This window comes from Bacillus sp. FSL W8-1127, from assembly GCF_038006725.1.
In the GTDB taxonomy this organism is placed as follows: Bacteria; Bacillota; Bacilli; order Bacillales; family DSM-4216; genus Bacillus_O; species Bacillus_O smithii.
Genome location: NZ_JBBOVU010000001.1, coordinates 1545258 through 1572032, shown reverse-complemented (window position 1 = coordinate 1572032; position 26775 = coordinate 1545258). Strand labels below are relative to the sequence as shown.

General features: G+C 39.5%; 26 protein-coding genes. 7 read left to right on the top strand and 19 right to left on the bottom strand.

From position 1 onward, the window contains the following. Positions 1-188: 188 nt before the first annotated feature. Positions 189-1751 carry a multicopper oxidase family protein gene (locus NST12_RS07465; protein WP_341100767.1) on the top strand — a complete coding sequence of 521 codons (1563 nt, stop codon included), beginning with the start codon at positions 189-191 and terminating at the stop codon, positions 1749-1751. A 319-nt stretch (positions 1752-2070) separates the two neighbouring features. Here the strand turns inward: NST12_RS07465 and NST12_RS07460 are convergent, their stop codons facing one another. From NST12_RS07460 to NST12_RS07435, 6 genes are all read right to left on the bottom strand, one after another. Continuing rightward, positions 2071-2544, bottom strand: a complete 474-nt coding sequence (locus NST12_RS07460) for a PCYCGC motif-containing (lipo)protein (RefSeq protein WP_327797705.1) — start codon at positions 2542-2544, stop codon at positions 2071-2073. A gap of 212 nt (positions 2545-2756) precedes the next feature. Continuing rightward, positions 2757-3428, bottom strand: coding sequence for a response regulator transcription factor (locus NST12_RS07455; RefSeq protein ID WP_341100765.1), 672 nt, complete (start codon positions 3426-3428; stop codon positions 2757-2759). 2 nt (positions 3429-3430) lie between these two features. Further along, the gene (locus NST12_RS07450; RefSeq protein ID WP_327797707.1) at positions 3431-4801 is read right to left on the bottom strand and encodes a sensor histidine kinase; all 1371 of its coding nucleotides are present in this window, start codon (positions 4799-4801) and stop codon (positions 3431-3433) included. A gap of 307 nt (positions 4802-5108) precedes the next feature. Then, complete coding sequence (locus tag NST12_RS07445) at positions 5109-5360, bottom strand: GrpB family protein (protein WP_445662340.1); 252 nt, start codon at positions 5358-5360, stop codon at positions 5109-5111. 398 nt (positions 5361-5758) lie between these two features. Next, positions 5759-7042 carry an IS110 family transposase gene (locus tag NST12_RS07440; protein ID WP_270584767.1) on the bottom strand — a complete coding sequence of 428 codons (1284 nt, stop codon included), beginning with the start codon at positions 7040-7042 and terminating at the stop codon, positions 5759-5761. A gap of 79 nt (positions 7043-7121) precedes the next feature. After that, positions 7122-7433, bottom strand: coding sequence for a GrpB family protein (locus tag NST12_RS07435; RefSeq protein WP_341100764.1), 312 nt, complete (start codon positions 7431-7433; stop codon positions 7122-7124). 22 nt (positions 7434-7455) lie between these two features. On the opposite strand from NST12_RS07435, the gene NST12_RS17070 reads away from it, so the two are divergent. Both NST12_RS17070 and NST12_RS07430 read left to right on the top strand, forming a co-directional pair. Further along, positions 7456-7677, top strand: a complete 222-nt coding sequence (locus NST12_RS17070; protein WP_445662323.1) for an aldehyde dehydrogenase family protein — start codon at positions 7456-7458, stop codon at positions 7675-7677. A gap of 8 nt (positions 7678-7685) precedes the next feature. After that, positions 7686-7967, top strand: a complete 282-nt coding sequence (locus NST12_RS07430; protein WP_445662322.1) for an aldehyde dehydrogenase family protein — start codon at positions 7686-7688, stop codon at positions 7965-7967. Between the two features lie 62 nt (positions 7968-8029). On the opposite strand, the gene NST12_RS07425 is transcribed toward NST12_RS07430, so the two are convergent. Continuing rightward, positions 8030-9391, bottom strand: a complete 1362-nt coding sequence (locus NST12_RS07425) for an IS4 family transposase (protein WP_003353499.1) — start codon at positions 9389-9391, stop codon at positions 8030-8032. 182 nt (positions 9392-9573) lie between these two features. After that, on the bottom strand, positions 9574-10029 hold the full coding sequence (locus tag NST12_RS07420) for an OsmC family protein (protein ID WP_327797792.1): 456 nt from the start codon (positions 10027-10029) through the stop codon (positions 9574-9576). A gap of 218 nt (positions 10030-10247) precedes the next feature. Here NST12_RS07420 and NST12_RS07415 point away from each other — a divergent pair, with 218 nt between their 5' ends. After that, a complete protein-coding gene (locus NST12_RS07415; protein WP_048622333.1) occupies positions 10248-11609 on the top strand; it encodes an IS1182 family transposase in 1362 nt (453 codons plus the stop codon). 392 nt (positions 11610-12001) lie between these two features. Here NST12_RS07415 and NST12_RS07410 read toward each other — a convergent pair whose 3' ends face one another. The 7 genes from NST12_RS07410 to NST12_RS07380 all read right to left on the bottom strand — a co-directional run bounded on the left by NST12_RS07410 (position 12002) and on the right by NST12_RS07380 (position 19173). Beyond that, positions 12002-12919: a hypothetical protein gene (locus NST12_RS07410; RefSeq protein WP_327805619.1), complete on the bottom strand. Its 918-nt coding sequence runs from the start codon at positions 12917-12919 to the stop codon at positions 12002-12004. Positions 12920-13141: 222 nt separating this feature from the next. Then, positions 13142-13345 (bottom strand): copper chaperone CopZ, encoded by a 204-nt coding sequence (gene copZ / locus NST12_RS07405; protein ID WP_270584557.1) that lies wholly within the window; start codon positions 13343-13345, stop codon positions 13142-13144. Between the two features lie 14 nt (positions 13346-13359). Further along, entirely contained in the window at positions 13360-15771 is a 2412-nt protein-coding gene (locus tag NST12_RS07400; protein WP_341029308.1) for a heavy metal translocating P-type ATPase, read from the bottom strand. A gap of 15 nt (positions 15772-15786) precedes the next feature. Continuing rightward, positions 15787-16098, bottom strand: coding sequence for a metal-sensing transcriptional repressor (locus NST12_RS07395; RefSeq protein ID WP_003352825.1), 312 nt, complete (start codon positions 16096-16098; stop codon positions 15787-15789). Between the two features lie 263 nt (positions 16099-16361). Then, positions 16362-18038: a 2-polyprenylphenol 6-hydroxylase gene (gene ubiB, locus NST12_RS07390; protein WP_341029306.1), complete on the bottom strand. Its 1677-nt coding sequence runs from the start codon at positions 18036-18038 to the stop codon at positions 16362-16364. A 44-nt stretch (positions 18039-18082) separates the two neighbouring features. Then, complete coding sequence (locus tag NST12_RS07385; protein WP_003352822.1) at positions 18083-18373, bottom strand: phasin family protein; 291 nt, start codon at positions 18371-18373, stop codon at positions 18083-18085. A gap of 20 nt (positions 18374-18393) precedes the next feature. Beyond that, complete coding sequence (locus NST12_RS07380; RefSeq protein ID WP_341100760.1) at positions 18394-19173, bottom strand: patatin-like phospholipase family protein; 780 nt, start codon at positions 19171-19173, stop codon at positions 18394-18396. Positions 19174-19612: 439 nt separating this feature from the next. Here NST12_RS07380 and NST12_RS07375 point away from each other — a divergent pair, with 439 nt between their 5' ends. Next, positions 19613-20815: a transposase gene (locus tag NST12_RS07375; protein ID WP_270583607.1), complete on the top strand. Its 1203-nt coding sequence runs from the start codon at positions 19613-19615 to the stop codon at positions 20813-20815. A 205-nt stretch (positions 20816-21020) separates the two neighbouring features. Here the strand turns inward: NST12_RS07375 and NST12_RS07370 are convergent, their stop codons facing one another. Further along, a complete protein-coding gene (locus tag NST12_RS07370) occupies positions 21021-22175 on the bottom strand; it encodes an aminotransferase class V-fold PLP-dependent enzyme (RefSeq protein WP_341100757.1) in 1155 nt (384 codons plus the stop codon). Positions 22176-22393: 218 nt separating this feature from the next. Further along, positions 22394-23020 (bottom strand): LysE/ArgO family amino acid transporter, encoded by a 627-nt coding sequence (locus NST12_RS07365; RefSeq protein WP_341100754.1) that lies wholly within the window; start codon positions 23018-23020, stop codon positions 22394-22396. Positions 23021-23151: 131 nt separating this feature from the next. On the opposite strand from NST12_RS07365, the gene NST12_RS07360 reads away from it, so the two are divergent. Next, entirely contained in the window at positions 23152-23937 is a 786-nt protein-coding gene (locus NST12_RS07360; protein ID WP_270584617.1) for a PhzF family phenazine biosynthesis protein, read from the top strand. A 70-nt stretch (positions 23938-24007) separates the two neighbouring features. Continuing rightward, the gene (gene pdxR, locus NST12_RS07355) at positions 24008-25459 is read left to right on the top strand and encodes a MocR-like pyridoxine biosynthesis transcription factor PdxR (protein WP_341100750.1); all 1452 of its coding nucleotides are present in this window, start codon (positions 24008-24010) and stop codon (positions 25457-25459) included. A gap of 114 nt (positions 25460-25573) precedes the next feature. Here pdxR and NST12_RS07350 read toward each other — a convergent pair whose 3' ends face one another. Together NST12_RS07350 and arsC are read right to left on the bottom strand one after the other, a co-directional pair. Beyond that, positions 25574-26056 carry a GyrI-like domain-containing protein gene (locus tag NST12_RS07350; protein ID WP_341029296.1) on the bottom strand — a complete coding sequence of 161 codons (483 nt, stop codon included), beginning with the start codon at positions 26054-26056 and terminating at the stop codon, positions 25574-25576. 296 nt (positions 26057-26352) lie between these two features. Then, positions 26353-26772 carry an arsenate reductase (thioredoxin) gene (gene arsC, locus NST12_RS07345; RefSeq protein WP_341100747.1) on the bottom strand — a complete coding sequence of 140 codons (420 nt, stop codon included), beginning with the start codon at positions 26770-26772 and terminating at the stop codon, positions 26353-26355. Between the last annotated feature and the right edge of the window lie 3 nt (positions 26773-26775).

Sequence of the window (26775 nt, the reverse complement as noted above, 5' to 3'; positions counted from 1 at the left end):
AACTTAGTTATCATTACAGTGGCTTGTTTTTTATTTTTATATCATGTCTCCAATTTAAAACGAATTTTTGATTTCCTCCCCATTACTAAGTACAAGCATGCTTCTCTTTTTCCTCCATAAATTTTGCACATTTATTATCTAAGATGATGATAGTATGATTAACACCATTAATTTAAAGGGGGAAAGGCATGAAGAAATTACTGTTAGGAACTTTATTGGCAGGAGTTATCGCTGTTGGTGCAGCCTGCTCAAATAATAATGTTTCGCACAATTCCATGCAAGGACACGATATGTCAAACAAGAAGGAAGAAACCGCCAAGTACTCCAGCCAACAACTTCCTTTGACAACAAATACAGAAGTTTTAACCGGTAAAGAGATTAATCTTACTGCTAAGGAAGCATTATTAAAAATCAATGATCAAGTAAAACTTCCGGTCTACACGTATAATGGATCTGTACCCGGTCCACAAATTCGAGTGAAACAAGGGGATCGTGTCATAATTCACTTTAAAAATGAATTGCCTGAACCGACATCGATACATTGGCATGGCTACCCTGTTCCAAATAGCCAAGACGGAGTTCCAGGGGTCACCATGGATGCAGTCAAACCAGGTGAAACCTATACGTATGAATTTACTGCAACCGTACCGGGAACGTATTGGTATCATTCCCATCAAGAAAGCGCGAAACAAGTGGACAAGGGGCTATACGGTACTTTAATCGTAGAGCCTAAGAATGAGGAAAAAGTAGATCGAGATTATACGCTAGTGTTAGATGAATGGATGAGCAAACCGAATGCAGAAAGCAATATGAATATGAGCGGTATGGATCATAGTAATATGGGACATGGTCAAATGGATATGAGCAGTATGGGCCATGATATGAGTATGTACGATATTTTCACAATTAATGGGAAAAGTGGTTCCGCTGTTAAACCTTTAAAAGTGAAGAAAGGCGAAAAAGTACGACTTCGCCTTGTAAACGCAGGGTACATGTCTCACAAGCTTCATCTGCATGGTCACAAGTTTAAAATCGTTGCTGCAGATGGGCAGCCGATAAAAGATCCGCAGCCAATCAAAGATGAACTTTTGAATATTGCTCCGGGTGAACGTTATGATATTGAATTTACAGCGAATCATCCAGGAGAATGGTTATTAGAATGTCACGGCGATATGAAAGGTACCGATGGCATGAAAGTGAAAATTCAATACGAAGGTGCAAAAAGAAATTCGGACAAAGCAAATGCAAAAGAGGACCTTCCTACCGTTGATTTGACAAAATACGGAAAACATGAATTAGGTTCATTTACGTTAGATCAAAAATATGATGTAGAGTATACGATGAATTTAGGAACCTCCATGGGCAAAGATGGCATGGTCTACACAATTAATGGGAAAACGTATCCTAAAACAGCACCGATCAATGTGAAAAAAGGAGATCTCGTAAAAGTAAAATTAGTGAACAATTCACCGACAGATTTACATCCAATGCATTTACACGGACATTTCTTCCAAGTGTTAAGCAAAAACGGCAAGCCCATTACAGGTTCCCCATTGATTAAGGATACGTTGAATTTAAAACCGGGTGAAGAGTATGTTGTCGCATTCAAAGCGGATAATCCGGGAAATTGGATGTTCCATTGCCACGATTTACATCATGCCTCAGCCGGAATGGTGACAGAAGTAAAATATACTGATTATAAATCGGATTATAAACCAAAACCGAATGATACAACCAATAAAGGCGAATAAAAAATTGAAAAAGAGTCAAACATTTAGGTTTCGATGTCCATTTTCAGAATGACAATGGAAACTTTAATTTGGTTGATGAACCTTCAACCGTTCACCCCATTGTACGCACCGTTATTTTATTCAATCATGACTCTTCTCCATACTTTTCAACCCTTGGTATTCCCAAAGGAATGGCCAAGGGTTTTTTGCAAGAAGTTATTTTTAGAAATTCTCGATAGTATCCCTTACAAGAGTTGGTCTGTTTATATGGATATAATCTCCTGCTAAATCTGTTTTGAGCATCATTCAATCACAATAAACAAGTAATTTCAGCACCTTTTTACAGAGGCATTGGAGTTTTCGTTGGTTTGGCGTAGCCTTCTTTGTACTTTTCATCTATGTAATGGCGAATTTCCTTTATAGATTTTCCTTCTTGTTTCATCTTAATGGATTCATCTGCGATTTGTAAGCAAACACCGCAACGAGTTCCGTGATCATCCCATATGACAGAACCATCTTGATTGATTTTTTTGACAAAGCAATTCATGTTGCTCTTATGTCCGGCACTCTCGCCACAACCGCAATAACAAGGAATCCATTGTAACAACTCAGTTGATTTTCCGGCAGCTTGATAGATCATTCGTATTTCTTTCTGTTGACCTTTTAAAAAGGATGGCAAAACTTCAGCAGAAGCCGTTTTTTCAAGCAAATCACCATTGGAAGAGTGCTCTTGATGTGATTGTTCATGATTGGAACCGCACGCCGATAGGATCAAAGTGAGTAATAGTAAAACCATCATTCCTTTTATTTTCATCCTGCTCACCTCTTAAAATCATTAGATAAGACTAACGCATCATAACAAGTAGATATTCTAAGTTTCGTAATGCCTTTGTCACGTAATCAAAATTTGGGCACTCGTAGGACGTAAACACAAAGAAAATATCTAATTTATTTGTTCAAGATTAGACCACAATTCAGTCGCTACTTTTAAAGGATCAAAAGAAATCATTTTCTATTGGTCACACCTTATGTGTCCCATTTATATCCCACTCCCCAAACAGTTTGAAGAAATTGATCTATCGGAAAACCAGCTTTCCTAAGTTTTTCTCTAATATTTTTTATATGAGAATCTATTGTGCGCTCTTCTGTGATTGCGTCATAGCCCCATAATGACACGATGATTTGTTCTCTGCTAAACACTCTGTTTGGATGCTTTAAAAACAGCCCTAATACGGCAAACTCTTTAGGGGTTAAACAAATGAGCTGATTTTTATACTGAACTTTATGCTGGTCTTCATCCCATACTAAACCTTGAAACTCAAGCTTCGAACGTTTACCAACCGAACGCCGCAGTACGGCCTCAATTCGAGCAAGCAACTCGGATTCGTCAAATGGTTTTGTAATATAATCATCAGCCCCCATTTTAAGTCCTTTTACTTTATCCAACGTTTGAGCTCTTGCCGTCACCATGATAATAGGGATATTGGAAAATTCTCTAATTTGTTTGCAAGTTTCCCAACCATCCATTTCCGGCATCATAATATCGAGCAAGACTAAATCCGCCTTGTTCTTTTCTAAGTATTGCAACGCTGATAAACCGGACTCGCACTTTATACAATGATACCCTTGAGGGGAAAGATAAAGATCCAGCAAATCTAGCATTCGTTTTTCGTCGTCAACTAGTAAAATCGTGTGCACGCTCATCCCTCCTGTAGTGTAATTATTATCTTAGTTCCTTTTCCTGGGATACTATCCGCATAAATAGAACCTCCATGAGCTTCAACAATTTCTTTTACAATGGCTAAACCTAATCCCGTCCCACCTTTGGTTCTTGATCTTGATTTTTCCACACGATATAACCGTTCAAAAATATGCGGCAAATCCTCTTCCGGAATTCCCGTTCCTTCGTCCGAAACAATAATCATAACATTCTTTTTTTTCTCTTTTACATAGATGGAGACGGTTGAACTTTGATCTGAATATTTTAATGCATTGTCTAACAGATTCATCATTACTTGCTCAAAACGTTTTTGGTCTATGTGGACGGTAATATTCCCATCACAGAAATAGTTAAGAGACATGTTTTTCGCTTGAAAAGCAGGATTCAGTTTGTCATACAATTTTTTTAAGAATGCGCATAAGTTTGTAGATTCCTTATGAATGTGAAAGGAATGTTGATCCATCTGCGCTAACTCAAAAAGATCTTTTACTAATTTTTCCATATGCTCTGCTTCTTCATAAATAATGGACAAATATCGATTTCTCTCTTCTTCTTCAATATTGGTTCTCCTGGCGATGTCGGCATACCCCTTTACATAAGTTAATGGAGTACGAAGCTCATGAGATATACTAGCGAGAAATTCTTTTCTTTCTTTTTTTAAGAATTCCAAATCCAACGCCAATGTTTGAATGGCTTTCCCTAATTCCGCCAATTCGTCTCCCCCTTTTACTTGCAAACGAACAGAAAAATCACCTTTACTTAATTTTTCGGTCATCTGTTTCATGCGTATGAGAGGAATGGTAATGACTCTTGATAAGAAAGCAATGGTAATAATGGTTAAAAAGACAGAAAGAATTCCAACCATAATGAAATGGTGCTTTAACTTATAAATCATATATTGAATGGAATCGGTATTTTGAAACATATAGACGTATCCTTTTAGTTTGCCGTTGATTCGAATCGGGCTTACGGTTGCAATATGCGACTCCTTTTGCCAGTTTTTTTGTACAATCATTCCGCGATAGGGAATGTTTTTATTTGTTTTTTTAATGATTTTTTTTGCAACCGGCAAAATATGATTGGAAAAATATAATATTTTTCCATTGTCATTTGTAATTACGACGTCTGTCTCCGCTTCAGATTCCATCAATTTGACATGTTCTAATGTTGAAGGATTATAATTTTTTTCCAACACATCGCGGTGGCTGTTCCCTCTTGCTAAGAGTTGCTCAAATTCCTCATTAATTCTCGAATGAACCAGAGTAACATATAAAGACGCAAATAAAACCGCTTCTACTCCTAATACAAATACAAAAAATAATAGTCCCAATTTAAACGAAATTTTTCTCACTTTTTTCCCTTCCATTCAACCATAAGTCCAGAATGAAAATATGTATTATTTTATATAATAAATTTGCAGAAATGATGGATTTGAAAAATTCCAGCTTTAAATTCGTTGTGGCAGCCAATCATCAATAAAGAAAAGAGGAGAGTTTTCTCAGATTGACTGCAGCCCTCTTAGAAAACCCTACCTCATTAGTGATAGTAGATCAAACTTTATTTTTTCCATTATTTGTTGGTTCCTAGGATCGCAAAAAAGATATTCAAACCCCTCCACTCTATTCATATCAACAGCAATATGAGATACAAATCAATATTTATTCTCTTGAACTTTTATACCATGCTACTGCTTTTCGTTCGATTTCTAAAACCAGCTGTTCCTTCCCTTTGATATACGATTCAATATCGCAAGGAAAACGTTTTGACAATTCCTCTTTTAAATCTCCATACTTTTTCGCAACATCTGAATGGGATCGTAAATAATCTCGAAAAGCCAGATGACGTTCAATCTCAGGATTGCCTAATTCAAAAAAGTGGATATGATGAGTACGGTTATCTCCTCCCTCAATAAAGTTTATTTTTCTCCCGAATACTCGCTTTTTCTCAAAATTTCATAGACACTTAATAGAATACACACCTCATTTAATGGATATATGTTGAATTTTTTTAAATAATTTACATGGTAGGGGGCATCCTATCAACCAAATTGTATTTATTTGGTAAAAATAAGGTATAACCGTGCTTCATCATCTCCACATCACTCACGGTCGCTAACCCTCCCACATCTCTCCGGATTGAATTCCATACATTCCTTCGTCCTGCGTATCCATGAGGTGGAGGTTGGATATGCTCCTTTGCTGGGTCACATGCCCGTATGGAATAAATAAGCTCCAACTCTGCACTATTGGTGTTTGTCATTTGAGATAATTACGGTATTCTGAAATGATTTCATGAACTTAATAAAGCCTTAAGCTGCCTGTAATGAATCGATTTGAGGCAAACCTCTCAATAACTTTGAACCATCAAATTCACACTGTTTTTGACCAATGACAAATAAGACACGTAGTAATTTACAACACAAGGCAATCAGTGACTGCTGTTTCTTCAAAGGTCGATCAGGACGCTTTGTGTAGTATTGATGCAGGGCTTTAAACGTTGGATTATGGGCAACGAGTGGACGAATGGCCAAGTATAAAGCTCTTCGCAATCGACTTCGTCCTCGTTTTGTGATCTTGGTTTGCCCCTTAAACTTCCCGGAACTATGTTCACGTAATGACAGCCCTGCCAGATTTACTAATTGCTGGGGATGACTATACTTTGTTATATCCCCGACCTCAGCGAAGAATAGCGCGACTGTTGTAGGACCTAAGCCTTGAATATTGATCATTTCCTTCGCTCCAGGTATCGTTACTACAAGTGCTTCCAGATCCTTATCTAACTGTCCTAATTGCTCTTTGTATAGCTCATATTGATCGAGTAAATAATCCAATTCACGTTTAGCAAACTTGATACCAATTTGGATACCAATGCTCTTTTTCGCTGCTTCTATTAACTTTGTAGCTCGTTTGATTCCTACACCACGGTTTACTTCTTGTTTCCATTTCGCAAGAACTTCTTCTGATGTCATTTCTTTAATCTGAGAGGGGAATGGAAAGTTTCTTAATGTACAAAGAGCTGCCTTTCCTTCCCAGTCTTTAAATACATCGAAAAACTCCGGAAAGTAACGCTGGATGTGATTTTGAATACGACCTTCTGTGATCATAAGCTGCTGGATGAGCTGATCTCTTAATTTGACGCCTTCTCTTAGCTCTGCATAGATGCCATCTAAGAGATTTGGTACGGAGTATCGCCCATCTTTAATCAGCTGTGCAATCACACGTGCATCTTTCGTATCGTTTTTAGTTGGAGAGTTATCATCCAGCTCTTTAGTTTTTTTGACATGCATAGGATTGACCAAGACAAAGTCATAACCTTTAGCAGTCAAGAAATAGGCCAGACTCAGCCAGAAATGACCGGTCGGCTCAACACCAAAAATGACATGTGTTTTTTGGTGTTCCTTTTGATGCCTCGAAACCCAATCAAGCAGTTTTTGATAGCCATGTATGCGATTTTCAAAGATCAGTCTTTTTCCAAATTCGATTCCTCGATCATCCTGAGCTCGAGCGACGTGTTTGTCTTTGGCGATATCAATGCCTACAATTAATGTTGATGGTGTAATTTGCGAGATTTTACGATTTTGCGTATAATTCATCTTGAGTCCTCCTTGGTAATTATTAATTCGGGGTCAATGCATTGACACCCTGTACTATACCAAGAGGGCTCTTTTTGTTTCAAACCTCAAATTTCTTCATTACAGGAATAGCTCCTTTTTGGAAGAATCGACGTCCAGTTATCCCGTTTTCCCCCTTTGGTTCATAACCAATTGAGATCATTTTTGTGTTAAACTCGTCAATTCTATTTATCTCTCTTACTATAGGCATGATGTCGATAATAGGCTTTGCTTTTAGGCCGTTTACTGAGGTACTGCCGATATGATGAATTTCGATGATTTCCGGCCCAAATATTTCATGCAATGTTTTAGCTTCGTCTTCAAAATTCGATACCCATTGCTCATCATATGACTTCACTTTAACTCTTCTCATTTCAGATCCCTCTTTTTGATCTATGATATTTTCTTGCCGATATGCCAGCGTGGCATCCAAATTAAAAGTGGGCCCCGGACTCAAAAAAGATACACAAATCAGTGCATCAGTTTCCGCCAAACCATACGAAACCGTTCGAGATTACTTAGAAACAGGGAAAGAAAAAGAGGCTAAGCCAATAACCGGGGAAAACCTAAAAAAGGTCCAGGATATTTTATTCCACCAACCGTTTTTACCGATGTGAACGAACATATGACCATCGCCCGGGAAGAAATTTTTGGACCAGCGGCTGCCGCCATGCCGTTTGATGGCAATGAACAAATTGCCGATGTCATGAAAAGAGCCAATGGCAGCAATTATGGATTAACAATCGGGATTGGGACAACTGATGTTATAAAAGGGTACAGAGTCGCACATCCAATGGAAGAAGGAACGATGTGGGGGAATTGCTACAATCTTTTTGACGCCGCAATGCCATTTGGAGGCTTTAAACAAAAATATCCTACTATGTCTGAATTCCATCTGCATCATTAAAAAAAGGAGGGTATATGTAAAATCTTACCTCTCCTTTTTAAAAATGATTTTATTTCATTTACTCAACTTTCGCACACAGAAATATGGAGACAGTCCTTGATATAACGAGGTAAAGAAGTAATCCAATTGGACAGTTGACACTGAAAAATGTCCATACTCAAATAAACCTTAGCTTCAGCCAAAGTTTGGAAAAGAGAAATCAATTGTAGTAAAGCCGTTTTAAAGTCCATCTCCTTTACTTCGTCACATAGAAACAAGAATAAGTTGCCCATGGTCTTCGGATCCTCTTCTTTCCGAAGTTGCCAAGCAATCAAGATATACCGAGTGAAGACAATGGTAGTATGGCTAATCATCATGTCATAGGAACGACCTTGAAACTCTTTGGCTAAATGTAAAAACGATTTACTGAATTTAAAAAAGGTTTCAATGTCCCAACGCATCCCATAGATTCGAACGATTTCTTCATTAGACAGCGTGGTATCTGTACTCAAAATGGCTAGCCATTCACTTTGGTTGTTTCGATTCCGCACAAACACGATTTTCACTGGTAAACCCGTATGAAGGGTTGCGTGAATCGAGCCGAGTGTTTCTTTTTTGCCAATGTCTCGTTTCGCTTTTCGATACAGTTGTTCCAAGGTTAAACGTTCTCCGTTGAAAAGATACCGTTGTTTCAGCTGTTTGACCATACCAATGACAAAAAGGCCTTTGGAGTGAATCTTCTCCACCAACGGGGCATGAGTAAACCATGTATCCATGAGCACATAATCAGCGAAAATTCCTTTATCCAATGCATGTTCTACTAATTTCAACACCATGTTTGGTTTTGCTTCCAATGCCTCGAGCCGTCGTTTGTAGCCTGTGGTTCGTTTATCAATGGACGAATGGATTTCGTTCAAGCGATTCTTTTGGTTCGCTGAACTCAAAAGAGCGAAATCGATAGGTACAAATGTAAAGCCATCGGACCATCCGAGCGTTAATAGTTGAAAACCATTGACAAACTGACGAGTGGAATGATCGAATACTTTAGCTAGAAGCTCAACCGATTTACTACGGTTACGAGAATAAATCGAATCGTCTACAATAAACACGGTAACACGGCGCTTCGAAATCGTTTGTTTCACACGACGAATCACTTCGGAGCTCAGAGATAGTAAAAAGGTTCTCCAGTTATACGTAGACGAGTTCAAAAAACGATAAATGGTATCTTTTCCTGGTAAATCGGCAGCCTTTTTGCTTTGTAAGGCGTGGTACCAGTTTCTGTATTGAAAAACAAGAAGAAATAATAGTTGAAAAATCGATAAACAAGAATAACCACAAGCCTTGATAATTCCTGCTTTTCTTAAATGATTACCAATTTGTAATTCAGAAAATCCGTCTTTTATTTCTTTTGGTAATTGCGCAAAATACTCTTTTTTCGTTATCATAATGGTGACACCTTTCTTTCTTTGGTTTTTTTGGTTTGGTCACCAATAGTTTACCAAAAGAAAGAGGTGTCTTTTTGTTTTTTAGACGAATTTTTTCAGTGTCAAGTGAATATGAGATACCCAAAGAAACCTATCAAATCAAGGATTATTCATAAATTTTTCACTGCGAAAGTTGAGTTCATTTATTTTTTACTCCATTTTGTATCCACTTCTATTCCGGCATCAACGAAGAGATTATAGACCGGGCATCTGCGTTCTACTTCTTTTTTCAATTGTTCAATTCTCTCTTCGCTTTCTTCCGTTTGAATGTTCACATGGAAACGAATTTTTTGGAAATGCGGTTTTACGCCTTCTTCCCCCATTAAACCTCTAATATCTACAATACCAGTGGTTTCAAATTCAATGCCTGAAAAAGTAAAGTCCAACTCTTTGGCCACTAGCGGTATCATCACTCCATTACAACCGTTCATAGCTGCCGCAACAAATTCTAATGGATTTGGACCTGAATCATTCCCACCTAATTTTGGTGGTTCATCTATTGAAAAAACAGGGAAATTCCTTATAGAAATATTGGTTTTAACGCCGGATTCCCATTTTCCAGTTGCTGCCACTTTCACCAATGTAGAAGTTTGAGACATCATTCTACCTCCTTAAACTAAGTAAATATATACGAATTATACAAATTATATATAAAAAATAATTGATTGTAAAGGTATTAATTTTCGAATATTTTGGCATTTTATATAAATCATCATTTTGATGATGATTCAGACTGTCGACAAATCCGAAAAAACCGGATTTGCCGACAGTCTTTTTTTGTATAATTAAGATACCGTAATGAATTGAGGTGGATGAAGTGCTAACAAAAAATACACAGATGAATCGTGATCAAATAGAAATGATAGCTTTAGACCAACTTGTACCTGCAGATCATTTGGTTCGTAAAATCGACGCTGCTATTGATTTTTCATTTATCTATTCGCTTGTTCAAGACATGTATTCATCGGAAAGAGGTCGACCAAGTATTGATCCAGTTGTATTGATTAAAATGGCTTTCATCCAATATACCTTCGGTATTCGTTCCATGCGAAAAACTATAGAGGAAATCGAAACGAATCTGGCTTACCGTTGGTTTCTTGGATTTGGTTTTTATGATAAGGTACCTCACTTTTCAACGTTTGGGAAAAACTACGAGCGACGCTTTAAGGATACAGACTTATTTGAACAGATATTCTATCGCATTTTGAAAGAAGCTGCAGATAAGAAGCTGATAAGCAGTGAGCATGTCTTTATTGATTCTACTCATGTCAAAGCGAGTGCGAATAAGCATAAATTTGAGAAGAAAGTGGTTCGAAAAGAAACGAAAGCCTATCAAGCACGTCTACAAGATGAGATAAATGCTGATCGAGAAGCACATGGAAAAAAGCCATTTCCTCCAGATAAATTTGGGAAAGAAGAATATAAAGAAATAAAAGAAAGTACCACTGATCCGGAAAGTGGTTACTACGTAAAAGACGAGCGAACAAAACAGTTTGCTTACTCATTCCATGCTGCTGCGGATCGAAATGGCTTTGTTTTGGGGGCTATTGTAACGCCAGGGAATATTCATGACAGTTCCGTATTGGAGCCACTTCTTGAAAAAGTCATCGAAAAACATGGAAAACCGGTTGTAGTTGCTGCTGACGCTGGATATAAAACTCCCGCCGTTGCCCAATACATATTTGAAAATGATATGACCCCTGCTTTACCTTATACTCGCCCTCGTACAAAGGATGGTTATTTCAAAAAACATGAGTATGTTTACGATGAATACTACGATTGTTATCTTTGTCCGCAAGGACAAGTGTTAAAATATGCAACTACGACGAAGGAAGGCTATCGTCAATATTTTTCTGATCCAGTCCAGTGTAAAGATTGTCCATTCCTCTCGAAGTGCACCCAAAGTAAGGAGCATAAAAAACTGATTCAGCGACATGTATGGGAATTTTATTTAGAGGAAGCTGATCATCTTCGGCATACACAAGAGAATAAGAGCATTTATGCAAGACGGAAAGAAACCATTGAACGTGTTTTTGCTGATGCAAAGGAAAAGCATGGTATGCGTTGGACAACCTTAAGAGGTCTAAAAAAATTGTCCATGCAGGCGATGCTAACTTTTGCTGCAATGAATTTGAAAAAGATGGCTTGCTGGACATGGAAAAGTCCAGCAATAACATAAAATAGACCCCTGGAGGGGTCTATTCCAAACATTTGAAAGCATAAAAGTGACAAAAGGCATCCGAAAGCGCACATTCGGATGCCTTTTGTCTACACTCTGAAATCATCATTTTGATGATGATTTTTTATAGATATCTTCTAATGAATGAAAATGAAAATTTTAAATAATTCCGCAATAAATAAAAGGCTTTATTAAATTCTATTCTATCAATTTCACTTTAGAGTATGCATATTTTTACCAGCAATAGCTGTCTGATTTAGATCCTAGCTTCAAATCAATTAAAATAAATGCAGCCAGACCATCTGGCTGACTGCATTCTAAACAAATTTTCCCAAACCATCTTGCAACGTTCAATGGATTTTGCTAGATATATGGCCGCTTTTGAACATAGATCACATTTGTACAGCTCTTCCTTTTTGCCTCATCTCGATCTTTTTATAGGCCAACACTGCAGATAACAGGAATAAGCATGTTATAAAGGAACCTAGTGGCAGCTTCGCCACAATCTCATCCGGGAAGACAAATGGAAGAAGCGGAAAAGCGTAAACCGCAGGGACACGGATGCCGACGACATATAACAGAATCAGCATCAAAATCATGTCTAGCAATGTTGCCAATATCCAAGAATCAATAGAAAAATATAAAAGCGTTCCTATCGTCGCAGAAACCGTTAAGACAAGCCCTTGTTTAAAAGCCATTTTTCCGTTGTACATCGGTTTTTGAAGCGACTCAAATACGACCACGAGTATCGGTGGGATCACAGCCAATGGGTAGCCGACAATCGAACATAAACCAATCCACACTAAGATCAGCACCAAGAACACTGCCATATACTTGTACTGGATCTCCGTTTTCTTCTCCAATCCTTTATTTAACCTAAATAGGAGAACCCCAATCATCAATAAAAAAGTAAGAATAAACACGGATATCACAAATGACCATTCCGTTGCATTCGTCACCACCGGCAGCAATCCCGTCGCAATGGAAGGGCCTAAGTTCGATTGAATGGTCCACAAAAAGATCATCATTAGGATAAGGGTAAAGATGACTTTTCCTAAATAAGAAATTGGCAATTGATTCACTACGAAACCGATCAAAGCCGTAATAGAAGGAACCAGAAAAATCTTGAATGGCTGTCTTATCCACCCCTCATCTCGCCACACCCACATGGCAATTGCCATGGCTGCTACTTCCGGCAAAATGATTTCGTGATCTTTAAGTATCACCGAAGCTGTTATCATCGCGATAATAAAAGCGAAGCTTATAATATAGGAAATAATTGTTTTTTTCTTTGAAACAGTTGATTCCATCTTTGTATACTCCTTTTTTGTGTTTCTCCATACTGTTTCTCTGCTTTCTTGTAGTTTAACGCCCTATCAAAATGGGAAAGGTTGTATTCACCATTTCTAACGCCAAATTTGTCCGTAAAAATGTTCATAGTTAGGCTTGTCAGACTTTTGTCGTCCAAACCGTTGATCATGTCAAAAATGATAAGAGATCATGGATTTTTGCTCCATGATCTCTTGTGGATGTTATTTCACATCGTAACCTTGATCCTCGATCGCTTCTTTCATTTTTTCTACACTGACTTTTGTCTCATCAAAAACTACATCCACAGTGCCTTCTTTTAGATGCACATCTACATTTTTCACACCTTCCAGCTCTTTAAGAGCATTTGTTACGGCCATTTTGCAGTGTCCGCAAGTCATTCCTTCTACGTTTAATGTAATGTCCATTAAGAATTCCTCCTTTATATCGTTCCATTTTCTATTTTCACGCGTTTCAAACGAAGCGCGTTTGTCACAACCGATACAGAGCTGAATGCCATAGCCGCTCCCGCAACCCAAGGCTCCAATAATCCAGCTGCTGCCACAGGAATGCCAATAGAATTATAAAACAAAGCCCAAAATAGATTTTGTCGAATGTTTCTCATCGTTTTACGACTTAACTCAATCGCATTTGGAATATGTGCCAGATCTCCGCCAACCAACGTTACATCAGCCGTTTCAATCGCGACATCCGTTCCTGTGCCGATGGCCATTCCGATATCCGCTTTTGCAAGAGCGGGAGCATCATTGATCCCATCGCCGACCATCGTCACTCGTTTTCCTTGTTTTTGGAGTTCTTCAACGATTTTCGCTTTGTCTTCAGGGAGCACTTCGGCATACACATGATCCACATTCACTTGCTTCGCTATCGCTTCAGCCGTGCGTTGATTGTCTCCCGTTACCATGTACACTTCTATACCCATTTGTTTTAAAGTTTGAATGGCTTCTTTGGAGCTTTCTTTTACGGTATCCGCGACAGCAATGATGCCGGCAATCTGATGGTCAATGGCAACCAGCATGGCGGTTTTCCCTTGTTTTTCAAAATCCGCCATTTGATTTTCATGCTCGGATATGTCAATCGAGTGTTCCTTCATCAATTTTCGCGTTCCAACAAGAACATGTTTGCCTTCAATAACAGCTTCAATTCCGTGGCCGGGAATGGCGGAGAAATGCTCCGATGGTTTTATGGAAATCGCTTGTTTTTTTCCGTATTCCACTATCGCCTGGGCCAGCGGATGTTCAGAAGCGCTCTCGGCTGAAACGGCATAATCAAGCATGCCATTTTGAAACTCTACTACATCTGTTACTTCTGGTTTTCCCTTTGTAACAGTACCTGTTTTATCCAGCAGCACAGCATTGATTGTATGCGTTCCTTCTAAATACTCACCCCCTTTAAAGAGGATCCCTTTTTCCGCCCCTTTACCGGTTCCGACCATAATGGATGTCGGAGTGGCCAATCCAAGCGCACAAGGACAGGCGATGACAAGAACCGCAATGGCCACTTCAAGCGCCTTTGGCAAGTCACCCGGCGCCACAATGAAGTACCATATCATAAACGATGCAACAGAAATCCCTACCACAATAGGCACGAAAATTCCTGAGATGACATCTGCCATCCGCTGAATCGGCGCTTTAGAACCTTGAGCCTCTTCAACGATTTTAATGATATTGGCAAGGGCCGTCTCTTTTCCTACCTTTTCGGCTCGAATGGTCAGTACGCCATTTGTATTCAAAGTAGCTCCTATGACAGCGTCTCCTTCTTTCTTATCAACCGGAATCGATTCGCCAGTAATCATGGATTCGTCCACGGAGGATATCCCGGAAATAACAGTGCCGTCTACCGGGATTTTTTCTCCGGGTTTGACAAGAATGGTATCTCCGATCACCACTTCTTCAAGCGGAACTTTTACTTCTTGACCATTACGGATCACAAGAGCTTCTTTTGCTTGCAAGCTCAACAGCTTAGAGATGGCTTCTGTCGTTCTTCCTTTTGCCAGTGACTCGAAGTATTTTCCGACCAGTACAAGCGTAATCAGCAAGGCACTTGTTTCAAAATACAATTTCGGCATATATTCGGGATTGGCTAAAGTTTTAAACGCTTCGTACAAGCTGTAAAAGTAAGCGGCCGATGTTCCAAGAGCTACTAATACATCCATGTTGGCGCTTTTGTTCCGCAATGCCCGATATGCCCCAACATAAAAAGGACCGCCTATGTAAAACTGAACGGGTGTCGCTAATAGAAGCTGGAACCATGGATTCATTAATAAATGCGGCAGCGGCAAGCCTAAATCAAAAGGCATATGAGCAATCATCGTATAAAGCAAGGGCAATGATAAGATGATCGAAATAGCCAGCTGTCGTTGCTTTTGTTTCAGCTGCACTTTTCTTCGATCAGCTTGATCTTGTTCTTCATCGTGGATCTGTCCCTTGTAGCCTAGCTTTTTGATTTTTTCTAAAATATCTTCTACAGAAGAAACGCCTTCATTGTATTCTACAACCGCACTGTTTGTCGCCAGGTTAACAACCGCACTTGTAACGCCCTCCATGCGTTTTAGCCCTTTTTCGATACGAGTCGCACAGGCCGCGCATGTCATCCCTTCAATATCCAGCGTTACTTTTTCAGTCGCAACGCCATATCCTAATTTGTTAATTCTTGTTTGAATATCGGCTACACTTTGTTTAGCCGGATCATATTTAACCGTTGCTTTTTCCATCGCTAAATTGACATTGGCTTCTACTCCATCCATCTTGTTCAGCACTTTCTCAATACGATTGGAACAAGCGGCACATGTCATACCAGTCACTTTTAATGTGACGATCTTTTGTTCACTCATAAAGCATTCCCCCCTTTACTTAGAGAATTGCTTAACAACTTCCATTAACTCTTGAATGGATTCTTCTCCGTTGCCTTCACGAATAGCTTTAGAAACACAATGATTGGCATGACGTTCCAACAAATTAAAACCTACTTTCTTTAATGCGGCTTGAATAGCCGAAATTTGAACTAAAATATCAATACAATAACGGTTGTCCTCCACCATTTTTTGCACTCCACGCACTTGTCCTTCAATGCGTTTCAAGCGCTTTATTAAACTTTCAATTTCTTCCTCTGTTCGGGGAACCATTTTAGGATTGATGGAATTATCTTCACAGTGGTCCACTGATATCACCTCATTCTGATCGCATCTTCATTATACATTATACCGGTAAGGGGTATAAAACACAACCATACAGCCCCATTTTATTCTTATTTTTTGACACCATCCCGCAAAAACATCATCGAATACCAATCACTAAAAGGCGTTCTCCTTTTAGACTTTTTCCTGTTATGCATTAGACTTGCTGCCCAATCGTAATGTATACAGTGAAACTCCCCCTACAGCCGGGGGTTCTTCCACTTGCGATCATCCATTTTTCTATTTCGTTAAAATCTTCCTGACTTAAAAATCGAATACAAAAGCCAAAAAAACATGAGTGTTGCCACCACGAATCCCATCTCAATGGCAGGAAATTTCCACAACAACGTGGATTGTCTATTCATGGAAGAACCGATAATGATCCCAACCATAATGATGCTGAAAGACAATAAAACAATGCTAAATGATAATCGATTACTGATCTGATCCAATTTCTTTAAAAAAAGATCCAGTTCCGGGATGCCGACCTCCATACGAAGTCTTCCCCGCTTGACCAAAGAAGTAAATTCTTTCATGTGTTTTGGAAAGTCCAAAATCAATTCTCTATAATCAGAAACTTGCTTCCATACCGTTTCTGCTACATTTTTGGGATGGTATCGTTCTTTTAACAGTCGACGGCCAAATGGTTCGGCAATATCGAGTATGCTGAATTCAGGATCAAGATTTTCAACTACGCCTTCAACCGTCAGCAAAGTTTTTCCTAATAATGATAAGTCGGCCGGAATTCGGATTGAATGCTGAAAAGCTAAACGAAATAAATCGTTCACGGCCTCCCCTAAACGAATTTGGCTTAAAGGAACATCATAATACTTTTCCCTCATACGTTCTACATCAGCTCGCAACTGTTTCATGTTTACATCATCCGGAATCAATCCCATTGCACTGATCGAATGAATCACCCCATCGGTACTTTGACGCATCAACGAAATGATTAAAGATGAAAAATGATATCTCATATCGGGAGTAAGCCGCCCTACCATTCCAAAATCGAGAAAAGCAATGATCTCTCCAGGTAATACTAGTACATTTCCTGGATGCGGGTCCCCGTGAAAAAAGCCACCGATGAAAACTTGTTGAAAAATTCCTTTTGCAAGACGTTCAGCTAAGTTTTTTAAGTTGTAGCCATTTTTCTTCATTTGGTCTATTTCATTGAATTTTACCCCTTCGACATATTCCATCGTTAATACTTTTTTAGTGGTATACTCCCAAAAAACTTTTGGAACATAGATGGTAGAGTCATCTTTAAACTGATTGGCAATTTTCTCCGCATTCCGTGCTTCATTCGTATAATCGAGTTCTTCGCGAAGGGACTTAGAAAATTCATCCATCATATCACGGATTTGATACTTTGCTGCCAATTCCGATCGTTGTTCAGCTAATGTCGCCAAATCTTGAAGAATTTCCAAATCTGTTTCAATCACAGTTGTAATATTTGGACGTTGTATTTTGACTGCTACCTGTTCCCCGGTGCGCAAAGTGGCCCGATGGACTTGTCCGATCGAAGCAGCCGCAAGCGGCACGTCCTCAAAATGGAGAAATATGTTTTCAATTTCCTCTCCTAATTCACTTTGAACAATTTCACGCACTTCTTGAAAAGAGAAAGGTGGAACATGGTCTTGCAGTTTTTCTAATTCTCTGATGATTTCTTCAGGAATCAAATCAGGGCGAGTACTGGCGATTTGCCCCAATTTCACGAAAGTAGGACCTAATTCTTCCAGAACGATTCTAATTCGTTCACCGACAGATTTAGAAGCTTTTTCTTTCTTCTCGAAAAACAGACGCTGAGGGAGGGAGAGAAATTGAGTAATGCCGGTTTCCTCGACCACCATTCCAAAGCCATTGCGAATCAACGTAATAGCAATATCGCGATAACGACTGATATGACGAATTCTTTTCCCAATCATACTATATCCCCTTCAAAAGACTAGGAACCCGAGACAGGGTTCCTTTACTTATCATCATTTTCCAATTTCTGAATTCGTTGTTCCAGTTTTTGAATATCCTCTTTTGTCGCTAAATCCAATTCGTTTAATATTTGTTTGATTTGCTCCCGTACAATGCGTTGTAATCCTTTTTTTTCTTCTTCTCCCCGCTGAACCAGCTGATTGACCATGTCTTTTGATTCTTCCAGAGACAACTCCCCTTTTTTCACCAAATCATTCACAAATTTTTCTGCTTGTTCCTTGCTCGTAACAGCCAAACCTAGTCCAAATGCCAATCCTTTTTTGATTAAATCCATTTCCAATTCAACCCCCTATACTATTTTGATTCCAACAAAGATAACACTTCAGGAATCTTCCGTTGAGCTTCTCGCTCGCCAGCTTTAATGCATTCTCGGATTCTGCTTGTGTCGAACGCTAAAATATGACCTACTTCCGGACGAAAAACGACATCTGCATACTTCAAGTTGACACGGCGCTGCACGGTCATCATAATTGTAAACGAACGATAAACCGTTTCAAATATATTACGAGGTTCCTGTTCATCATGTTCCCTTTCGACATCTACGGCAAGGATCTTATCCATTCCTGCCTCACGAAGCAAATCGGCAGGGAGATCATTTAAAATTCCACCATCCACCAATACTTTACCTTGATAATGAACGGGAGAAAAAATACCAGGAACCGATGTCGTCGCTCGAATAGCCAAGACAAGGCTACCTTCTTTCATCACGAAAACATTTCCTTTGATCAAATCGACCGATACTGCCCGAAACGGTATCTTCAAATCCTCGATTTTAATATCACCAAGCCCTTTTTGCTCCAAAAATTGAATCAACGTAGCGTATATTTTATTTCCGGCTAAAATTCCACGTTTTCGAATTCCAATATCCATCAATCGATAAGATGGCGTGCTTAGAACAAACCCTTCAATTTCTTCTACATCAATACCCGCGGCAACTAAGCCTCCAATCGCACCGCCCATACTCGTTCCTGCTATAAAATCAATGGGGATTCGATGCTTCTTTAACACTTTTAACACTCCAATATGGGCTATCCCGCGTACAGCACCGCCTCCTAAAGCAATTCCTACTTTCACAACTATTCTGTCCCTTCACTGAAAGATTTATGGGTATGGTACCATTTTTCGCTTTTTTGCCGCAAAAGGAAACTGCTGAAGAAAATGATCTGGATGAATTCAAAACAGTTTCTTATCCTATAGTTTATTCAATCGAGTAACAAGTCCATGCCTCATTTTAATCGTTCAACAGGATAACTTCTTTGATAAGCCCAATGAAGACAAATCAGCGATTCAATCTTTGTGAAGGCTGGTGAAAGTGGATAAATCTTTATTTTAATCTTAACATTTTTCAAACAAAAATTCGCATTTGGCATGCTCTTTTTTATATATTGAGCATTTTGCACATTTTTCAACCCAAGAGCCATAAGGTTTTCTAAAGCATAAAAAAGGACTTCACCCCTTATTTGTAGAATTTTGAAGTGACCAAACCACAAAAATCCACAAGGAGGAAGTCACTTTGTATATTCTACAAGAAAGTCTATTTTCCTTTGAAGAATTGCAAATTTTAGAGTCAAAAGAGAAATTACCGATCTTTTTTAGTGCTCTAGATTTGCGTCCTTATGCTAAACAATTGAAAAGTTCTTCACCCCAAGGGGCTGAAGGACATTCCAAAGAAGGGATATTAAGGGCTCTTATCGCTGCCCCATTAGAAGGTATTGATACTTTTACTTCTCTTCACAATCGATTGAAAAATGACCTGCGTTTTCGTTACCAATGTGGTTTAGATATTAGCAGGCCTGCACCATCCATCTCTACTCTTAGCCGAGTATTTTCTTCACTAACCAAAACTGGACTCGTGAAAAGAATCTTTCAAGATCTCGTCCAGTTAGCTCAAGAGGAAGGAGTAATTGATGGAAAACATCAGGCTATCGACAGTGCCGCCATTGATGCTTACGAAAAGAAGCAGCCTAAGAAGCGAAGTGAACAAACAGGCAACGCCAATTGGGGGGCAAAGTTTGATTCCTTCGGTAATAAAATGACTTGGTTTGGCTATAAGATGCATCTTTCCGTTGACACCAAAAGTGAATTACCAATGGCGATTGAAGTAACCCCTGCTCATATCAACGATGGGGATGTCGCACCACAATTAATTGAACAAGTAAAGAGTTGTACAAACTCTAAAATTGATTTCCTGATAATGGATGGTGGGTACGACCAGCTTAAAAACTACGAATCCGCCAAGAACATTGGGGCTCAAGCTATTATTCCACTCAATTTGCGTAATGAAAAGGAGCCTCCCGAAGGAATTGCCTCCAATGGAACCCCACGCTGTTCTATGGGGTACGAAATGACTTATTGGGGAGCCAATAAGGATCAGCTCAAATTCAGATGTCCACACGCAACCGGAAAAGTGGATTGCCCATTAGGAATGGCAGCCTGTTCATCCTCCAACTATGGAATGGTAGTAAAAATTAACGTGAATAAGGATCTTCGCCGGTACTCTAATCCACACCGCGATTCCAAACGTTGGAAAGAACTTTACAATGAGCGAACCAGTGTAGAACGGTGCAATTCAAGAATGAAAAGTTATCTTACAGCGAACTCCCTGCATGTGTGGGGAATCGATAAAGTAAAAACTCATATTTACTTGAACGCCATCGTATTACTGGTTTCAGCTCTCGCAATGGCAAAAGAGAGTAAAAAGCAACAAACCGCTTAAAAAATTTTTAAAGCGAAAAATTCTGCAAGTACGCCCAAAAAAGGACAAACAGAATATTTGTAAACCAAAGATACAAAATACCCCAATTTATTTGGGTTTCTTTTAAAACTCTTTTTAATAAAAATCTAATTTTGCAAAATGCTCATATATTGTCAAATTAACTCCATTGGCGCCTGTTTCATGTCCCTTTTTCTTAATGTCCATCTCATTCATTTCCCCCGTTCGTTTGTATAAGAGCGGTTGTCAACTCGTCAATCACCTGCCGAATTTCATCCTGCGTATTGTAAAAATGGGGAGCGATTCGGATGACGTCGTTTCTTGCAGAAACAATGATATTTCTCTCTTTCAAAATAGATTCAATCTGCTCAGCATTTTTCACATAAAAAGCTGTCATGGCGCCTCGCTGATCAGCAGATAGAGGCCCAGCAACGTGTAATCCTTTTTCTTGTCCATAATCTAATGCGAATTGAGCTAATGGATTTAAATAAGAAGATATATTCTCCACTCCTATATCAAGAAGCAAACGAAGAGCGGCGGCAGCGGCATAAGCGCTGATAAAAGAGGGTGTACCAGTTTCAAAACGACGTGCTCCAGCTGCTAATGTGAATTGATGAACGTTGAATTTCGAATGATTTTCTTGACCAAACCATCCTGTTATACGAGGCTTCCATTTTTCTGCTAATTCTTTTTTTATATATAAGAAGGATATGCCCGGAATACCTAATATGTATTTCCTCGTTCCTGCCGCCAATATGTCAATATCCATTTTCTTTACATCAATAGGAACTTGTCCTGCTGATTGATAAGCATCCACCAATAAAAGAGAACCTTTACGATGGACAATTTCCGCGATTGCTTGAATATCTTGTTTGAATCCATTGTGATAACCAATATGGGAAATGGATGTGATGAGCGTATCAGAAGTTACATAACGTTCGTAATATTCTAAAGGGATCACTCCTTGTTGTGAAGGAATAAATCTCACATTTGCTCCAAATTTCTCCTGAGCAAGCCATACATGACCGACGGTTGGAAAGTCCATATCTGTAGTCACAACGATATTTTTACCTTTTTCAAAAAAAAGAGAAGAAGCAATAGCAGAAAAAATGTCAGATACCGAACTGAATACAGCAATCTCATCAGGTGCAGCACCAATTAATTTTGCAAAACTGGATTTTGCCTTTTCCACTTCCTTTATGGCTTGATTCCAATTAACGCCCATCGATAATAAACTATTCATATACTCTTCAATCGATTCGGATACAGTTTTTGAAATGGCGCCTTGCGAACAACTCGCCAGATGGATTTTCGACTCTAAAACAGGAAATAAAGAACGATAATGTGCAAACGGGTGTTTCAATCCTAACTCCTCCTTTCGATTCCGCTTAAAAAGTTTCCACTGCTTCTTGATCTCCCTATTATGATCGTCATCAGTAACTGGATTCACTTTTAGACTATTACTATGTTTAATAGACTTACAAGAGTTTTTAATCTTAGTATTGATAGTTCAATCATTGGCGAGGAAAATGAAACCTCGTTACGAATGATTTCCACCACTGTGATCCAGAAACCCGGCTTTTATATTATCAGCGTGAATCCAATATATATGGCTGCTCCCCACATTACCAATGCTGAAATTTTGTTGAAAATCCTCATCAAGCGTCCAGATTTATCTATCTCCCCTGTTATCCGGCCAGCCACTGCCAGTCCCGCAAACCAGATCCAAGAAACCAGAATACAAGCAAGTGAGAAGGCCATTTTTTCAGACCCATTGTATTGAAGTGAACTCGTTCCGATCACTACAACCGTATCCATGATCGCATGAGGATTCAGCAACGAGACCGATGCCGAAAACACAACTTGTTTTAAAGGAGTAAAAGTTTCTTTGGCAGTATTTTCGTTCTTTCCTTTTTCAGCAGCAGGAGTGCTTTTCCAAGTACTCCACCCCATATAGAACAAAAACACCATTCCAGTGGTTAATAGGATCGTTTTGATCCAAAAAGAACCCAAAACCATAAGAGATACACCCAAAACAGCAAGGGTGATTAAAAGTGTATCACATATTGAAGCCGTTAACACGACCGGGAAAGCATGGATAAAGCGTTTCTGAAGGGCCCCCTGATTAAAAACAAAAACGTTTTGGACGCCAAGAGGAAGGATTAGTCCAAATGCGAGAATAAGTCCGTGAATGAAGGCTTCTGTCATTCAAATCCCCCCTATTGCTATCGTATGAATACCATTTTACTCGAATATCAATCGTTGTCTCCAACCAATTGGTTGGATTCGATACCAACCAAGTTGTATAATCAAAACAAGCATTATGGGGAGAGGACGAAATGAACATTTTTCTAATAAATGCGTTTACGGATCAACCATTTGCGGGAAACGCTGCTGCTGTTTGTTTTTTACCGGAATCAAAAGATGCGGAATGGATGCAAAAGGTAGCGAAGGAGATCCACTTGCCAACAACTGCTTTTATCAAACATACAAATGGCAAATTCAGCTTGCGTTGGTTTACTCCGTCTATGGAAATCCCCCTCTGTGGTCATGGAACTTTGGCTAGCGCCTACGTTTTATGGGAGATGGGATACATAAAAGCGGAAAATCCAGTAAGTTTTAGCACAAAAAGCGGAGTACTGACTGCCACCGTAAAGAATGGCTGGATTGAACTTGATTTTCCATCCGCTCCGGACCACGAAATCAATGCTCCGGACAGACTGATTCAAGCATTGGGAGTTGTACCAAAATACGTAGGAAAAAATCAGCTTGATTATATCGTCGAAGTCGAGTCAGACGATGTAGTAAAAAATCTCATACCTGATATCGATTCCATTGCCCAACTCCCAATTCGTGGAGTCATCGTGACAAGCCGATCAAGTTCCGGAAGGTTTGATTTCATTTCTCGGTTTTTTTCTCCCGTACAAGGGATTGTCGAAGACGCCGTTACCGGTTCGGCACATTGTTGTTTGGGCCCTTATTGGAAGCGCCGATTAAACAAAGACGAGTTTATTGCCTATCAAGCCTCAGCCAGAGGAGGAATGATAAAGGTCAAAATGGCAAACAACCGTGTCCTATTATCCGGTAAAGCTGTCACAGTTATGAAAGGAGAGCTTTTTGTTTAATGCCCTATCTTCTCTAAAGACTCATCCAAATAGATGAATTCAAAAATTTTTTATGGGAGAGAATTTTTTCATGATCGAATTGGATTGGAAACCCGACAAATCATCTCCAACTCCCCTCTATATCCAAATCAAAAAATATATAAAAGAAAAAATTAAAACAGGAGAATGGACTGTAGGGATGAAAATCCCGCCTCAACGTACATTAGCCCAAGCATGGGGGGTGAACCGCAGTACGATCGTAGCGGCCGTGGAAGAGTTGATTGCTGATGGATTGCTGGAAGGAAAAAGCGGGAGCGGTACCAAGATTATTAACAATACGTGGTCCTTGATGAATTCTACCCCGCCCCCAGATTGGTATTCCTATGTGCAAGCAGGGAGCCATTATCCTAATTTGCCTACGATACAGGAAATCAATCAAGCAGAATTTGCTCCAAATATCATCCGGCTGGGAACAGGAGAGCTTTCGCCTGATTTATTTCCTCGTGAGATGATGAAAGAAGTCTTTAAACGACTGCCGGACCGCATCAATTCACTAGGCTACGAAGAGCCTAAAGGGCTGCTGTTTCTTAGGGAACAGCTTAGCGGATATTTAAAAACCATAGGAATTGAGGCTTCCCCTTCTTCCATTTTGATTGTGTCCGGAGCTTTACAAGCATTGCAATTGATTTCAATGGGCCTCTTGCAGCGAGGGTCTACGATCTTTCTAGAAAAACCATCATACCTGTATTCCCTGCATGTGTTTCAATCTGCCGGGATGCGATTATTTGGACTTCCTATAGATGAAGATGGAGTTCAAATAAAAACGATTACGGAACAAAAAAAGCGGCAAAACGCTGCGTTGCTTTATACGATCCCGTCCTTCCATAATCCAACAGGAATTTTGATGTCTGAAGAAAGACGAAGAGAATTGATGGATGTATGTGAACAGGAGCGACTGCCGATTATTGAAGATGACGTATATCGGGAACTTTGGCTCGATTCTCCGCCTCCCCCGCCTTTGAAAGCCATCGATAAAAATGGACTTGTTCTGTATCTCGGGAGCATGTCGAAAACATTGAGTCCCGGCTTGAGAATCGGCTGGGTAGTTGGGCCGATCCCTGTCATTGAGCGATTGGCGGATATTAAAATGCAAACCGATTACGGATCCAGTTCCTTGTCCCAGTGGGCGGTTGCGGAATGGCTTTCAAGCGGATTATACCATCGCCATTTGGATGAGGTCAGAAAAGCATTGAAGGTGCGAAGAGAGGTCATGATTGATTCATTGCAAAGGTATTTTTCCGACATTGCGACCTGGTCTGTTCCAAAAGGCGGTTTTTATATATGGCTTCGCTTATTACCTTCACTCTCTATACGTGAACTTTTTGAAAAAGCATTAGAACACGGAATTCTATTGAATCCAGGAAATGTCTACGATCAACATGCGACTCAGTATCTTCGACTTTCTTATTCCTATGCTTCTATAGCTGATTTGAATAGAGGAATGGTTCTTCTTTCGAAAGTGATCCGTGAGCTAACCACTTAACTCTCGATTGAGCCAAAAAAGTCACTGAAGTTCACAACGGCTTTTTTGGCTATAGGGAGTGTTCAAAAACTTGAAGACTAGCGACAGTTGGCAGGGCAGAAAATGACGAGCAGGTCAATTGACTGGCACCCAAATTTTCGAATAAAAATCAGGGCTGGCGGGATCTTCATTTGTATACACTTCTAACGCTGGTGTTCCTGCGTGCTTATAGCCACTAGATGGGAACCATTCTGAAAAAATTTGTACCCATGCTTTCTGAATAGCTTCAGGCATCGGTCCGTGAACTTCAAATACAGCCCATTTTGATGCAGGTATTTTCAAATTACATAGTCCGTCAGGTGTTTTGCCATCATATTCAGTTGCTACCCAATAATCCATTACTTGCTTCGATTGAGTATGACTGTTAGCGGCACATACACCTAATACACCTTTTATTTCACCATTGTTCAACTTAAATAATAAATCAACTGTCCCATCCTTCTTCCATTGATCCCATAATTTTGGAATACTCTCAAAATTCTCATTATTGACAAACGAAATTTCTCTCTTTATTCCAACTACTTGAAAATGATCTCTTTCAACTAGTGTGTATTTCATTAGTGCTACTCCTTTCAGACCCATGTGTGAATTTAGTCGGGATAAGATTTGTGAACTTCCAAGTTCCTTAAGACTGTCTTGTTGTCCCTTTTTCACTTCATCGCGGTTTTTGTTAATGAAGATTGATGTTTTAAACCCATTTACTCGTAGGTTCACACATTGCTTGGTTGATCTTTTTCACACAATATACCTTCCTTACTGTAGAATAGTAGCCGAGAGAACACTCTCTCGGCTGCAAGTGACGGCTATAAATTGATGTTAATAATATTGATTTTTCTGTATAGACAATAATACTTTTATTCACCCGTCTCTGCAAATCGCTTAATTCTTTCCCCGATCTCATCTCGAACACGCTGGAATACAGCCCATTTTTCTTCTTCTGTCCCTTCCGCTTTTGCAGGATCGTCAAATCCCCAGTGTACGCGCTTCACATGTGGCGGTGTTACTGGACAGTTATCAGCAGCATGCCCGCATAATGTTACCACCATATCCGCATTGTTTAACAAGTCAGGATCAATGACATCCGATGTTTGGTTCGCAATGTCAATCCCCACTTCTTTCATGGCTTTTACTGCATTCGGATTTAATCCGTGGGCCTCAATGCCGGCACTATATATTTCCCAGTCATCACCAAGATATTTTTTGGCCCAACCTTCTGCCATCTGACTGCGGCAAGAGTTTCCGGTGCATAAAAAGTAAATGGTTTTCTTCTTCATTTT

Excerpts from the sequence above, each read along its gene's own strand:
- NST12_RS07465 (WP_341100767.1), top strand. The coding sequence starts at position 189 with ATGAAGAAATTACTGTTAGGAACTTTATTGGCAGGAGTTATCGCTGTT.
- NST12_RS07460 (WP_327797705.1), bottom strand. The coding sequence starts at position 2,544 with ATGAAAATAAAAGGAATGATGGTTTTACTATTACTCACTTTGATCCTA.
- NST12_RS07440 (WP_270584767.1), bottom strand. The coding sequence starts at position 7,042 with ATGAATTATACGCAAAATCGTAAAATCTCGCAAATTACACCATCAACA.
- NST12_RS07435 (WP_341100764.1), bottom strand. The coding sequence starts at position 7,433 with ATGAGAAGAGTTAAAGTGAAGTCATATGATGAGCAATGGGTATCGAAT.
- NST12_RS17070 (WP_445662323.1), top strand. The coding sequence starts at position 7,456 with ATGATATTTTCTTGCCGATATGCCAGCGTGGCATCCAAATTAAAAGTG.
- NST12_RS07430 (WP_445662322.1), top strand. The coding sequence starts at position 7,686 with ATGACCATCGCCCGGGAAGAAATTTTTGGACCAGCGGCTGCCGCCATG.
- NST12_RS07425 (WP_003353499.1), bottom strand. The coding sequence starts at position 9,391 with ATGATAACGAAAAAAGAGTATTTTGCGCAATTACCAAAAGAAATAAAA.
- NST12_RS07420 (WP_327797792.1), bottom strand. The coding sequence starts at position 10,029 with ATGTCTCAAACTTCTACATTGGTGAAAGTGGCAGCAACTGGAAAATGG.
- NST12_RS07410 (WP_327805619.1), bottom strand. The coding sequence starts at position 12,919 with ATGGAATCAACTGTTTCAAAGAAAAAAACAATTATTTCCTATATTATA.
- copZ (WP_270584557.1), bottom strand. The coding sequence starts at position 13,345 with ATGGACATTACATTAAACGTAGAAGGAATGACTTGCGGACACTGCAAA.
- NST12_RS07400 (WP_341029308.1), bottom strand. The coding sequence starts at position 15,771 with ATGAGTGAACAAAAGATCGTCACATTAAAAGTGACTGGTATGACATGT.
- ubiB (WP_341029306.1), bottom strand. The coding sequence starts at position 18,038 with ATGATTGGGAAAAGAATTCGTCATATCAGTCGTTATCGCGATATTGCT.
- NST12_RS07385 (WP_003352822.1), bottom strand. The coding sequence starts at position 18,373 with ATGGATTTAATCAAAAAAGGATTGGCATTTGGACTAGGTTTGGCTGTT.
- NST12_RS07365 (WP_341100754.1), bottom strand. The coding sequence starts at position 23,020 with ATGACAGAAGCCTTCATTCACGGACTTATTCTCGCATTTGGACTAATC.
- NST12_RS07360 (WP_270584617.1), top strand. The coding sequence starts at position 23,152 with ATGAACATTTTTCTAATAAATGCGTTTACGGATCAACCATTTGCGGGA.
- pdxR (WP_341100750.1), top strand. The coding sequence starts at position 24,008 with ATGATCGAATTGGATTGGAAACCCGACAAATCATCTCCAACTCCCCTC.
- NST12_RS07350 (WP_341029296.1), bottom strand. The coding sequence starts at position 26,056 with ATGAAATACACACTAGTTGAAAGAGATCATTTTCAAGTAGTTGGAATA.
- arsC (WP_341100747.1), bottom strand. The coding sequence starts at position 26,772 with ATGAAGAAGAAAACCATTTACTTTTTATGCACCGGAAACTCTTGCCGC.